We start from the raw sequence: 13,264 nt of genomic DNA, 5'->3' as shown, positions 1-13,264 counted from the left end.
GTCAGGCCCCGCGGTCCTTGAGGGCGTGGAACGCGGAACGCAGCCGGTGGTACGCGCCCCGGACCGCGCGGGACCTGCCCAGGGCGCGGGCCACGGGGCTGCGCTTCGCGGACTGCCAGAGCTCGGCCGTCGCGACCTTGAGCGGCGGGTCGGCGAGCGGCGTGAGCCGGAAGAGCGCGAGGAACTCGGCGTTGCGGTGCACCGCGGGGTCGACGGGCAGCGGCACCGTGAACCCGTGCCCCGCGAGGTATCCGTCGAGCTGGGAGGCCGCGACCGCGTCGTGCGTCACGGTGCGCGCGACCTGCTCGGGCAGCCCGACGTCGAGGGCGAGCTGCGTGAGGCGTTCGACGTAGGCGGGCTTGACGGCGGGCTTCTGCACCTTGGCGTGGTAGAGCAGGGAGAAGAGGTGGTCGTCGTGCCGGGGCACCGCGACCTGGCCGTCCCGCCACTCGCGGCGCGCGAGGATCTCGCGCTGCCACTCGGTGTCGAGGTAGCCGTCGCCCACGTACCGGGTGTCGAAGAAGACCTCCTCGCCCCCGACCAGGGTGCGGAACTGCGCCCCCTCGGGACCGGGATAGACCTCGGTCGCGTTGAGGACGGCCGCGAGGTCCGTCTGGTCGTCGCACAGCACGTCGATCTCGTGGTCGTCCTCGAGGGCGCCGGGGAGGTCGTCGAAGTTGCGCAGCACGACGTACCGGGACGTCCAGCGCAGGGTGCGGAACACCTGGTCGAGGCTGTCCCACCCGTGGCTGCCCACGACGTCCTCCGCGAGCACCGTGGTGCCGCTCGAGGGGCCGTCCTGCGCGATGATCTCGTGCAGGCGCTCGGGGCCCAGGACCAGGGTCGCGTCGCGGAAGAACTCGCGGATGTTGTTGCTCGAGTGGATGCGGTACCCGCCGGTGAGCGCGCGGGCCGCGGCCTTGACGCGTGCGACGTTGACGTTGGTGAGCTCGACGTAGCCCGTGACGTTCTGCCGGTAGGAGTAGGCCGGGGCGTGGTCCTCCAGGATCAGCAGGAGGAACGGGCCGTCGCCCACCTCCTCGTGCTTGGGCGAGGTGCCCCACAGCGTCTGACCGTAGAGCCGCTCGAAGTCGTTGACCATCTTCTCGGCGCTCCACCGGACCTCGACCTGCGCGAGGATCGTGAAGTCGGCCGCGACGCGCTCGAGGATCTCCGCCTCGTGGGTGCGCCCCCCGGACCACACGACCAGGAGCTGGAGGTCGCGGTCGTACTGGTGGGCGAACGCACCGACCCCGGGCGACCACCGGTACGTCAGGTCCGCGGGGTCGTAGGAGGAGACGGGCGTCCGGGCAGGAGGCTCGGTCCGCGCAGGGTCGAGGTCGCTGCCGGGACGGTTCATGGCGCGACAGTAACGCACACCTCGTTCGTCGTGCGGGGCTGCGACGCGCTGGGAGGTGCCTCTCGCCCGGGTGAACTTTGACCGCCGACCTTCCGCAGGATTCCGCGCCGATGGTTCGATGGGACCTGGTGGCCGCTCCGGGGGTACGTCGCGAGCCGTCGCTCGCCGCGTACGGATCCACCACCAGGGACTCCGGACAGGATCGATCATGACGGCACGCCCCGACGGCCCGCCCCGTCGACCGCCGACCGCCCGCCGCAGGATCGCGCGCGTCGTGGCGCCCCTCGTGGTCGCCGGGCTCGTCCTCGCCACGGCCGGGTCGGTCGTGACGGTGGATGTAGGGCCCGCCTCGGCGTCATCGCCCACGCCCGTCCCCGTGACCGCCGTCGAGGGCGACAGCCGGTCGGAGAGCCGTGCCATCGGCGGGGCGGTCGGGCAGGACGTCGCGCCCAACTTCTCGGCCGACGGCGCCGGCCCCGAGACGCCGTCGACCGTCGCGAAGACGCTGTGGTGGCGGTGGACGGCTCCGACGTCTGGCCCCATCAGCTTCTCGACGAGCGGCAGCGAGCTCGACACGACGGTCGCGGTGCGCCGCGCGTCCGCACCGAAGACCGTGGTCGCGACCAACGACGACGACGGCGACGTCTCGACCTCCCGGGTCACGTTCGACGCGGTCGAGGGTGAGGAGTACGTCGTCGAGGTCGGTACCAAGGCCGGCGAGCCGGGCCTCGTGACGCTGGCCTGGCAGGAGCCCGCGCCGTCGCTCGACGCTGTGCCCAGCACGCCGAGCGGGCCGAGCGCCCTGGCCGCCGAGACCGCCCTGACCACGACGGCGGTCCCGCTGAGCGGTAACACGGGGGAGAAGCCGCAGTCCAAGCTGTGGTTCGCGCACGACACCTGGTGGGCCGCGCTCGCGTCGACGAGCACGACCCCCGCGGGGACGTGGGTCTGGCGCTACGACCAGGCTGCGGGGACCTGGACGAACGTCGTGCGGATCTCGGACCGCACCGACGTGCGCGCGGACGTCAAGGTCGTGGGCGAGGTCGCGCACGTCCTGCTCCACGGCCCGACGACGTCGCTCGTCTCGGTCGAGTACGTCGCCTCCTCGAGCTCCTACCAGCCGTGGTCCCAGCGGCAGACCGCGACCCCGGTCTCGTTGCCGGGCAGCGAGACGGGCACGATCGACGTCGACTCGACGGGCCGGCTGTGGCTGGTCTCGGACACGAGCACGAGCATCCAGGCGCGCTACGCCGACTCCCCGTACACGTCGTTCTCGGCCCCCGTCACGGTGGCCTCGGGTGTCCTGGACGACGACATCGGCATGGTCACGGCTCTGCCGGGCGGGAAGATCGGGGTGCTCTGGTCCAACCAGAGCACCGAGCGTTTCGGCTTCCGCACGCACGTCGACGGCGCTGCTCCGGCGACGTGGACGGCCGACGAGAAGCCCGCGCAGTCCTCGGCCCTGGACCTCGGCGACGGCATGGCCGACGACCACATGAACGTGGCGGTCGCGTCCGACGGGACCCTGTACGCCGCGGTCAAGACGTCGTACGACTCCCAGGGCGCCACGGTCATCGGGCTCCTCGTCCGCCGCCCGAACGGCACGTGGGACCCGTTCTACGAGGTCGACCGGCTGGGCACTCGCCCGATCGTCGAGATCGACGAGGTCACGGGGCTCCTGCGCGTCGTCTACACGCACAGCGAGGTCCTCGACGACATCATCGAGAAGGTGACGCCGCTCGCGTCGATCAGCTTCTCCCAGAGCGCCACGACCGTTCTCGACGGGACGTACAACAACGTCACGGGCGCCAAGCAGAACGTACCGGGCGCGACGCTCGTCATGGCCGCCTCGAGCTCGACCGCGGGCACGGCGCGGTTGCCGTGGGTTGACCCGCGCGGGCCGGTCGCCACGGCGGGACTCACGGCGACGTCCGTCGGGGTCGCCGCGACCGGGACCCTCAAGGGGTCGTCGCCGGTGGGTGGTGCGCTGACGTTCGAGGTGGTCGCCGCTCCGTCGTCGGGCACGGTGACCGTGACGAACCCGGCCACGGGCGCGTTCACGTACACGCCTGCCGCGGGCTTCGTGGGGGCCACGAGCTTCACGTTCCGCGTCAAGGCGGGCACGACGTGGTCGAACGTCGCGACCCAGAGCGTGCGGGTCACGGCGGTGGCCGGTGCCCGGGGCACGTGGGAGCTCGACGAGGGCGCGAGCGTGCTCACGGCGGACTCCTCGGGCTGGGGGTTCCAGGGCACGCTGACCGGGGGGACGAGCTGGGTCACGGGCAAGGCGGGCAAGGCCGTGCGTCTCGACGGGTCGACGGGCCGGGTCTCGGTGCCGGACGCTGACGGGCTGGACGTGTCGTCGGCGTTGACGGTGTCGGCGTGGGTGCGTCCGGAGCGGTCGGCGACGCAGTACGTGGTGAAGAAGGCGGTGTCGGGTTCTGCGGACGGGTACGAGCTGGGGATCTCGAGCGCCGGGAAGCCGTTCCTGCGGGTCAACCAGAAGACGTCGGGGGATGCGTTCCGGGTCAACGCGACGTCGGTGCTCCCGACGAATGGGACGACGTGGGTGCATCTGGCGGGGACCTATGACGGGCAACGTCTGCGGATCTACGTCGACGGTGTCGAGCAGGGGTCGATCGCCGGTCCCGCGTCGGTGGGCGTCAACACGCTGCCGCTGACGATCGGCGCGCAGCCCGACGGCCTGTACCCCTTCCAGGGCGCGGTCGACTCGGTGCGCCTGTCCGACCGGGCGCTCACCGCGGCCCAGGTCGCCGAGCTCGTCCAGGGCGGCGGCCCCGTGCCCACGACCCCGGTCGCGACCGACGGGGCCTCCACCACGACGACCGGTACCGCGGTCACGGGCACGCTCGCGGGCAGCTCGCCGAGCGGCGGTGCGCTGACGTTCGAGGTGGTCGCCGCTCCGTCGTCGGGCACGGTGGCTCTGACGAACCCGGCCACGGGCGCGTTCACCTACACGCCCCCCGCGGGCTTCGTCGGGGCCACGAGCTTCACGTTCCGCGTCAAGGCGGGCACGACGTGGTCGAACGTCGCGACCCAGAGCGTGCGCGTGACCTCGGTCGCGGGGATCCGCGGCCTGTGGGGCCTCGACGAGGGGACCGGGACCACGGCCGCCGACTCGTCGGGCTGGGGCCAGACCGGGACCCTGTCGGGCGGCGCCGCCTGGGTGACCGGGATCGACGGCAAGGCCGTGCGCCTCGACGGCACCGCGGGCAAGGTCGCGGTGCCGGACGCGGACGGGCTGGACGTGTCAGCGGCGCTGACCGTGTCGGCGTGGGTGCGCCCCGAGCGCCACGCGACGCAGTACGTCGTGAAGAAGGCGGTGTCGGGTTCTGCGGACGGCTACGAGCTGGGGATCTCGAGCGCCGGGAAGCCGTTCCTGCGGGTCAACCAGAAGACGTCGGGGGACACGTTCCGGGTCAACGCGACGTCGGTGCTCCCGACGAACGGGACCACGTGGGTGCATCTGGCGGGGACCTATGACGGGCAACGTCTGCGGATCTACGTCGACGGTGTCGAGCAGGGGTCGATCGCCGGTCCCGCGTCGGTGGGCGTCAACACGCTGCCGCTGACGATCGGCGCGCAGCCCGACGGCCTGTACCCCTTCCAGGGCGCGGTCGACCAGGCCCGGCTGTACGACCGGGCGCTGTCCGGGGCGGAGGTCCAGGCACTCCGCCAGGCCGTCCAGCCGCCGGCCGCACCGCCCGTCGCGCAGGACGTGTCCGCGTCGACCGTGAGCGGGACGCTCGTCACGGGCACGCTCACCGGCAGCTCACCGAGCGGGGGGACGTTGACGTTCGAGGTGGTGGCCGCTCCGTCGTCGGGCACGGTGGCTCTGACGAACCCGGCCACGGGCGCGTTCACCTACACGCCCCCCGCGGGCTTCGTCGGGACGACGAGCTTCACGTTCCGCGTGGGTGCGAACGGGCTCTGGTCGAACGTCGCGACGGCGACCGTCCAGGTGGCACCCGCCGACGGTCTCCGCGGCGCGTGGGACCTCGACGAGGGCACCGGCCTCGCCACGGTCGACTCGTCGGGCTGGGGCAACGCGGGCGCCCTCTCGGACGGGACGACATGGGTCACGGCCGGGGGCCGGTCTGCCGTGCGGTTCGACGGCGCGACGGGCAAGGTCACGATCCCCGACGCGAACGCCCTCGACGTCTCGACCGCGCTGACGGTCGCCGCCTGGGTGCGGCCCGAGCAGGTCGCGACCCAGTACGTCGTCAAGAAGGCCGCACCGAGCGCGACCGACGGGTTCGAGCTCGGCCTGTCGAGCGCGGGCAAGGCGTTCCTGCGGCTCAACCAGGCGACGTCGGGCGACACGTTCCGCGTCAACGCCACGTCGACCTACCCGTCCGACGGCACCACGTGGGTGCACCTCGTGGGCACGTACGACGGGCAGCGGATGCGCCTGTACGTCGACGGCGTCGAGCAGGGGAACGTCGCGGGTCCCGCGGCGGCCGGGGTCAACACGCTCCCGCTCCTCCTGGGAGGGCAGCCCGGCGGCACGCTCCCGCTCAAGGGAGCCGTCGACGGCGTGCGGCTCTACGACCGCGCGCTGAGCGCGACCGAGGTCGCCACGCTCAGGACGCAGACTCCGCCGCCTGCCTGACGTCCCGGGACGCAGATCGCTCTCCGCGGGAGCGACGCTCGTCCCGGGCCGCGCGGACCCGGCCCGCGAGCACCCGTCGGCCGTGCCCCAGGGCCACGATCTCCCGGAGCAGCAGCTGCCCCGGCCAGCGACCCAGTGCGGCCGTGAAGGACACCGTGCGCAGCCGTGAGGGGTAGAGCTCGTTCTGGTCGGGGTACAGCGACGGGTGCATGCACGAGTCGAGCAGGTCGAGGTCGCCCTGGGCGGCGAACCGCTTGACGGTCAGCAGGCGACCCAGGACGCCGGGCGCGTGCTGCGCCCACTTCTCGGCGTACTCGTCGTACCAGGCGAACAGCGTGCCTCCGGACCGCAGGAATGCGGCCATGTAGAGGGTCTCGCCCGCGGGTCGCAGGGCCAGGAGGGTCGCGCGCCCCGCGGCGGCGTGGGCCCGGAAGACGTCCACGAACCACTCGGGTCCCTCGCGCAGCCGGGAGAAGCCGACCCCGTTGCGGTCGGGGTCCGCCTTCCAGGTCTCGAGCTCGAACCGGAGGAACTCGGCGGGGTCCTCGACGACCTCGAGCGCCAGCGTGTCGAGCTCGGCAGGGACGCCTGCGGCCTCCGTGAGGCGACGGGCCCGACGGCGGACGGCCTTGGCGCGCGACCTCGGGAGGTAGCCGAAGCTCCCCGGGGCCTCGACCTCGGCGAAGCGGACCGCGGCGCGCTCGTCGCCGCCCCAGACGTGGAGCGTCGAGCCCTCGTCCGCGAAGGCCCGCTGGAGCGCGGCTCCGCCCGGCCCGTCGCCCGAGACGAACGCCATCTCGATGCTCCCGCCCAGCTCGTGCGAGAACCGCCGGAACGCCCGCACGAGGCCGGTCGCTGCGCGCCGGGGGTCGCCCTCGCGCAGGAGCGGGACGCCGAGCGAGGTGAACTGGTTGAGGATCGGCCCGTCGTTCGACGCGTGCCGGTGCGGCCAGCGACGGTTCGCCGGGACCATCTCGTAGGGCATGAGTGCGAGCCAGGTGCCGTCCGACTCGACGACCACCAGGCGCAGGGTGCGGTCCGGGTCGAAGTGCGCGGCGGTCGGGACCAGGAAGTCCGGCCCGTAGAACACGTTGGGCTCGGCGGCATGGTCGGCGAGGTCTCTCCAGCGGGAGACATCCTCGGGCCCGAGGGTGGAGACCGCGGCGAGGCGGACGGACAGGCGGGGCGAGTCGTTCGAAGGCATGGGGTCCCGTTCGAGGGGAGGCGGCACGAGGGGCCGCACGGCGGAGCGAGCCCTTGCGGGCTGCACGGGGGAGCGGCGGGGGCGAGAGAAGATCCTCGATCGACCCGGTCAGGGAGGAGAGGAGGTGTCAGCGAACCGTCGAGAGGCCCGACGGCGGGCCCTCACCGGGGTGCAGGAGGCCGAGCTCGGGGCCACGGTAGGCCGTGCGACGCAGGTACACGGGGGCAGCCGGGGCGGGGTCCGAGGACGCGTCGGTCCATGCCCGCCCCGTGTGCCCGAGCGTCGCGGCGAGGATGCCGCGGTCGTTCCATGCCATCGCTCGCCCCCCACCAGGTGTCGTCCCGATCATGACGCGTCCTCGACCGTCTCGCGCGGTGTGCCCACGACGCGAGCACGCAGCCGGCGCAGGGTCGGCACCGAGCGCACGAGGAGGCGCGGGAGGAGGCCCCGCGTCGCGAGCACGACGCCGACCAGCGTCCGGCGGTCCCGGTAGAGGCCGCTCGGGCCGACGTTCTTGGGGTGCAGGCACGGGTCGAACCGGTCCGCGGTCGTGCTCCCCAGGACGAACTCCTGCTCCATGACGCGTCCGATCACGCCCGGACTGAACTTCGCGAAGCGTTCGTCGTACGTGTCCATGAGCGAGTACAGCGTCCCGCCGGCGCCCAGGAGCATCGACATGTAGACCACGTCGTCGCCCGCGACGAGCGTGAGCAGGTGGAGGTTCTTGCGGTCGCGCAGGCCGTCGGTCACGTCGGTGAACCACTCGACGGCTCCCGGCGTCACGTCGAGCGCCCCGCCGTCCTGGTCGACGTCGCCCTTCCAGCCGGAGGCCTCGAGAGCGACGAAGTCCTCGAAGGCCCGGGGGTCCGCCCCGCGGTCCTCCATGACGAGCGGCCGCCCGGTCGACTCCTCGAGGCGTCGGGTCAGGCGCTCGACCTGCTTGCGCTTGGAGCGGCTCAGGGCGTCCCGAGGGGCGGGCGCGTCGCTCGCGCGGTCGAGGAACGCACGCTCGAACCGGGACCGTTCGAGCATCGGGACACCGGCGCGGCGGCACGCGTCGTGGAGGGCGTCGCTCAACGCTCCCTCGCCGGGCAGCAGGGTGAGCTCGACGAGGGGAGGGAAGCCGTTGCGCCGGTCCGCGAGGAAGCCGAGCAGGTGGTCGAGCGCGGTCGCCGCGTGCTCGGTGTCGACGAGGGGCGCGCACAGCGGCGCGTCGTCCTTGAGGAAGGCGCCCGCGGTCGTCGCGTACCGCAGCGGGGTGCCGTGGAACCGCTCGTCGCGGCTCAGGGGCAGGAGCGCGATCATGCGGTCGTCGCGCTCGACGACGAGGAGCACGATCCCCGCGGTCCGTGCGAGCCACCGGGAGGCCGAGAGCAGGTAGGCGGGGGACAGGAAGGGGTTGGGCTCGAGCGCGCGGTCCACGAGGTCGGCCCAGCGCTCGGCCTCGACGGGCGTCACGTCGCCCAGCCGGAGCGTCCGGGCGCTCACGACGCCCGCCGGGTTCACGCCGGTCTCCCGGGGCTGTGGGCCAGGGTGCCGGCGAGGACCTGGTCCAGCCGTGCGCGGGCGTTGGACCAGTCCATCTCGGCCGCGTGCGCGTGCCCCGCCTCCTGGGTGCGGTCGAGCAGGGACTCGTCGTCGGCGAGCGCGGCGAGGGTCTCGGCGAGGGCGGCGACGTCGCCGGGGGGCACGAGGATCCCGGCGGTCCCGACGGCTTCGGGGATCCCGCCGATGTCGGAGGCCACGACGGCGGCTCCCGCGGCCATGCCCTCGAGCGCGGTCAGGGCGAACGGCTCGGCCCAGCGTGAGGGGACCACGACCACGTCGGCCGTGCGCAGGACCTCGCGCACCTCGCCGCGCGGGAGGAAGCCCGTGAAGGTCGTCGGCACGGTCGTCCCCGCGGCGCGTCGGCGCAGGTCGCGCTCGTAGGGCGTCAGGGGGTCCGCGGCGTCGAAGCCCGCGGCACCGACCACGGTGAGCCGCACGTCGGAGCGCGCGAGGCGCCGGACGGCGTCCACGACGACGTCCACGCCCTTGTCCGGGATGGTGCGACCGACGAAGACCACGTGCAGCACGTCGCCGCGCGCGGGACGGCCCGTCGTGGGTGCCCCGCCGCTCGTCGTCGGGGCGTCGACCCCGTTGTGGACCACGACCACGCGGTCCCGGAGACCGGGCGGGAGCAGCGCCGTCGTCTCGTCTGCCAGGAACGCGCTCACGCACACGATGCGGTGCACCGGCCCGAGCGTGCGGGCCAGCTCGCGGTGGCCGTAGGTGCGCAGGAGCTGGTTGTGCGCGTAGAGCACGGGCAGGTGCCGCTCGGCGTCGACGAGCGGGACGAGCTGGGGGGCGTTGTGCGCGAACACGTACGACGGCGCCCAGGCGCCCTGGTCGCGGACGGTTGCCCCGAATGCGCGGCGGGCGCCGTGACGGGGAAGCCCCACGCGTGAGGCGGCCGCGTCGGTGTATCGCTCCCAACCTCGTGCCGAGGCCTGCGGGTACTCGATGACGTGCGCGCCGTCGTAGCGGTCGGGGTAGGTGCCGCGCGCCACGACGACCGACGACGGCGCGGACCCTGCGGACGCGCCGCGCACCAGGCCGTCCACGACGGTCGGCACCGCGCTCCCGGTCCGCGGGGAGTAGTGGTCGCCAGGGGTCAGGACGTGGACGTGCTCGCGTCCGGGCAGAGCCTGGTCGGACCGCTTCATCGGGACCCCTCCTGACCGGGTCAGATCACGTCGGCGAAGCCACGCTCGAGCTTCTGGAAGATCAGCGCGCCACCCGTGAAGGCGAGCCCCGACACCACGACCAGGGCGACGACCTGCCACGCCTCGGGGGCCGCCTGCCCGAGCAGCGACCAGCGGAAGCCCTCGAGCAGCCACGTGAGCGGGTTGATGTTGAAGATCCACAGCAGGTTCGCCGGGACGGCCTCCAACGAGTAGGCGACGGGGGTCGCGTACATGAGGATCTGGACGACCCAGGGCAGGGCGTACCCGACGTCGCGGTACTTGACCATGACGGCCGAGCTCGCGACCCCGATCGCAGCGCCCAGCAGCACGGCCAGCAGCGTCCAGAACGGCAGGAGCAGGATGGGCCACCCGGGGTTGATCCCGTAGGCGAACAGCAGGATCACGAACAGCCCGAACGCGACGGCGTAGTCGACGAGGACCGCGAGGATCGTCGAGAGCGGCACGAGCATGCGCGGGAAGAAGACCTTCGACACGAGCGACTGGTTCGCCACGAGCGACGACGACGAGCGGCTCGCGACGCCGCTGAACACGTTCCACGCGAGCTGGCCCGCGAAGGCGAAGATGAAGTACGGGACGCCGTTGCTCGGCAGGTCCGCGACCTGACCGAACACGATCGCGAAGATCCCGGCTGCGGCGAGCGGCTGCAGGATGACCCAGGCGACACCGATCACGGTCTGCCGGTAGCGCAGCAGGACGTCGCGCCGACCGAAGCTGATCAGGACCTCGCGGGCCTCCCACAGCTCCTTGACCGACGGCAGGTCCCACCGCCCGGGCGGGGTGATCACGGTCTTGCTCATCGTCACCACCTCTCGTACTGGAAGTCGGCCAGGACCATGCCGTGGGTCAGCGCCTCGTCGGACGTGACCTCGGGGTACGGCGGGTTGGGCAGGATCTCGAAGGCTCCCGCGCCCTCCCAGGCGTCGAGGATGCCGGTCTTGCAGACGTACAGGTCGTACGTGTACTTGCCCGGCTTGAGCCACAGGTCCTTGATGGTCAGCGCGCCGCGCTGGGGGACGGTCGGGTCGAGCCACAGTCCGACGAGGCGGGAGTCGCACTGGACGACGATGTTCCCGTTCATGTCGTTGACGTGGCACGAGACGAAGTAGCTGCCGACCAGGTCCGGGTTGGCGTTCACCGCGAACTCGATGACCTTGTCCTCGGTGGGCTCCATGGTCTCCTCGGCGATCGTCGCCTCGGTGAAGCGGAGCTCGCCGGTGCCGGCGCGCCGGGACGCGTCCTGCTGGGCGACGTGGAAGCTCGTGAAGCTGTTGCGGTACTCCGCGAGCGCGTCCTCGACGTTGCCCGCGTAGGTGAGCTTGCCCTGGTCGAGGTAGATCGCCCGGGTGCACAACGCGGAGACGGTCTGCGCCTGGTGGCTCACGTACAGCACCGTGCGACCGTCGCGCGCGACGTCGCGCATCTTGGCGAGCGACTTGGCCTGGAACTCGGCGTCGCCGACCGCGAGGACCTCGTCGATCGCGAGGATCTCGGTCTCGAGGTGCGCCGCCACGGCGAACGCGAGGCGCACGTACATGCCCGACGAGTAGCGCTTGACCGGGGTCTCGAGGAACTTCTCGACGCCCGAGAAGTCCACGATCTCGTCGAAGCGACGCTGGATCTCCTTGCGCCGCATGCCCAGGAGCGTGCCGTTGAGGTAGACGTTCTCCCGACCCGTGAGCTCGGGGTGGAAGCCGGTGCCGACCTCGAGCAGGCTGCCCACGCGGCCGCCCAGCTCGATGCGACCCGCCGACGGTGCGGTGATCCGGGTCAGGAGCTTGAGGAGCGTGCTCTTGCCCGCACCGTTGCGCCCGATGATGCCCAGCGCCTCGCCCCACGGGACCTCGAAGTCGACGTCCTTGAGCGCCTCGAAGTCCTCGAACTCGGGCTTGTGCAGCGGGTGCTTGACCCGGTTGATCACTGCCTCGGCAGCGGTCGTCGGCCGGAAGCCGCTCTTCGCGATGCGGTAGGACTTGCCCAGGCCCTTCACGGCAACAGCGGGATCCGCCACGGTGTCCCCTTCGGCATGGTGTCCGCGCGATGCGGATCGAGTGGTGGTCGGAGGCGTCTCGACCGGTGAGAACCGGGCCGTCTGCGACACGGGCACACTATCAGCGGGCGCGCGCCGTATCAGGGCCTGGAGCGGGTGGAATTCTCCGACAGCCACGCGACGATCGGTGCGGTCGTGCGTTCCCACGGCAGCTCGTCCATCGCCCAGCGGTAGGTCCGTCGTCCCTCGTCGTCGGCGAGCGCCCGGTCTGGCCCCAGCCGCTCGACGAGCCAGGCGACCCACTCGTCGGTGTCGTTCGTGACGCGCGCGGGGGAGCCCGGGTGCGCGCTCGCACCGTCGGTCGTGGCGATCACGGGGCGCCCGGTCGCGAGGGCCTCGCCGAACTTGACGGGGGCGCCGACCCCCGCGCGCACGGGGACCCCGACCACGCGCGAGACCGCCGTGAGGTCGGACAGCGCGGGGACGCGTCCGAGCGCGCGGAAGCCCTCGATCTCGGCGAACCGCGCGGGGGTGCCGTTCCCCGCGACGTGCCACTCGGCGTCGGGCACGGCCTCGCGCACCCGAGGCCACACGTCCTTGGCGAACCATGCGATCCCGGCGGTGTTCGGGGTCCAGGACCAGTTGCCGAACATGCCGACCACGGGCGGCGGCGCGGCGGCAGGGGGCGGCGGCCACTCGGTCGCGTCGATCCCGTGCGGGGCGACGATCCGCCGCGCGGTCCCGCCGTCCGGCAGGCGGTCGAGCTCGGCGGGGGAGCACACGGAGACGGCCGACGCGTCGCGCAGGACGCGGTCCTCGATCTGGCGGAACGTGGCGGCCTCACGCGTCCTGCCGTACCGGGACAGCCAGGGGCTCATGACGTTGTGGACGTCGACCAGGACGGGGACGCCGAGCCTGCGCCCTGCTCCGCGCAGCAGCGCCCAGGACTCGAGGTGGGCCACGATCACGTGGTCGTACCGACCCGAGCGCGCGCGACGGCGCGCGAGGAAGTAGCGGGTCGGGTGGGGGAGGCGCTTGTGGAGGAACGGCGCGAAGCGCTCGACGGTCGCGATCTCCCGCAGGGTCGTGTCGTCCTGGTCTCCGGCGAGCGTCATGACGTGCACCGACCAGCCCGCGCGGACCAGGGCACGGATCTGGAAGTACTGGCGTCGTTGGCCGCCCTGACCGTCGCGGTCGGGGGTCTCGTTGCTGAGCCAGAGGACCGAGCCCCGGGCACGGGCGGCGGCGGGCGGGTCCGTGTCCATGCGGTCAGCGTAGGGGATGGCCCCCTGCCCGCACGGCCCCGCCGTGAGGGTGAAATCCGCGGGCGGTC

Annotated in this window: 9 protein-coding genes; 1 reads left to right on the top strand and 8 read right to left on the bottom strand. The window is 72.7% G+C overall.

Features of this window, described 5'->3' with window-relative positions:
* Nucleotide 1: 1 nt before the first annotated feature.
* Nucleotides 2-1,360, bottom strand: coding sequence for a hypothetical protein (locus tag H9640_RS12375; protein ID WP_191791013.1), 1,359 nt, complete (start codon nt 1,358-1,360; stop codon nt 2-4).
* Nucleotides 1,361-1,568: 208 nt separating this feature from the next.
* Here H9640_RS12375 and H9640_RS12370 point away from each other — a divergent pair, with 208 nt between their 5' ends.
* Nucleotides 1,569-5,993, top strand: a complete 4,425-nt coding sequence (locus H9640_RS12370) for a LamG-like jellyroll fold domain-containing protein (protein WP_191791012.1) — start codon at nt 1,569-1,571, stop codon at nt 5,991-5,993.
* Here H9640_RS12370 and H9640_RS12365 read toward each other — a convergent pair.
* The 7 genes from H9640_RS12365 to H9640_RS12335 form a co-directional block, all read right to left on the bottom strand.
* Nucleotides 5,965-7,197 (bottom strand): GNAT family N-acetyltransferase, encoded by a 1,233-nt coding sequence (locus tag H9640_RS12365; RefSeq protein ID WP_191791011.1) that lies wholly within the window; start codon nt 7,195-7,197, stop codon nt 5,965-5,967. The genes H9640_RS12370 and H9640_RS12365 overlap by 29 nt on opposite strands.
* 127 nt (nt 7,198-7,324) lie before the next feature.
* Nucleotides 7,325-7,513: a hypothetical protein gene (locus H9640_RS12360; protein WP_191791010.1), complete on the bottom strand. Its 189-nt coding sequence runs from the start codon at nt 7,511-7,513 to the stop codon at nt 7,325-7,327.
* Nucleotides 7,514-7,542: 29 nt separating this feature from the next.
* The gene (locus tag H9640_RS19675; RefSeq protein ID WP_191791009.1) at nt 7,543-8,703 is read right to left on the bottom strand and encodes a GNAT family N-acetyltransferase; all 1,161 of its coding nucleotides are present in this window, start codon (nt 8,701-8,703) and stop codon (nt 7,543-7,545) included.
* Entirely contained in the window at nt 8,700-9,902 is a 1,203-nt protein-coding gene (locus tag H9640_RS12350) for a glycosyltransferase family 4 protein (protein WP_191791008.1), read from the bottom strand. Before H9640_RS12350 ends, H9640_RS19675 begins: the two co-directional genes overlap by 4 nt.
* Nucleotides 9,903-9,922: 20 nt before the next feature.
* Nucleotides 9,923-10,741 (bottom strand): ABC transporter permease, encoded by an 819-nt coding sequence (locus tag H9640_RS12345; RefSeq protein WP_191791007.1) that lies wholly within the window; start codon nt 10,739-10,741, stop codon nt 9,923-9,925.
* A gap of 2 nt (nt 10,742-10,743) precedes the next feature.
* On the bottom strand, nt 10,744-11,952 hold the full coding sequence (locus H9640_RS12340; protein ID WP_191791006.1) for an ABC transporter ATP-binding protein: 1,209 nt from the start codon (nt 11,950-11,952) through the stop codon (nt 10,744-10,746).
* A gap of 119 nt (nt 11,953-12,071) precedes the next feature.
* Entirely contained in the window at nt 12,072-13,196 is a 1,125-nt protein-coding gene (locus H9640_RS12335; RefSeq protein WP_191791005.1) for a glycosyltransferase family 4 protein, read from the bottom strand.
* Nucleotides 13,197-13,264: the final 68 nt, after the last annotated feature.

It is taken from the genome of Oerskovia gallyi (assembly GCF_014836745.1).
Classification (GTDB): Bacteria; Actinomycetota; Actinomycetes; order Actinomycetales; family Cellulomonadaceae; genus Oerskovia; species Oerskovia paurometabola.
The sequence above is the reverse complement of the archived record's forward strand: the minus strand, read 5'-3'. Positions and strand labels throughout refer to the sequence as shown.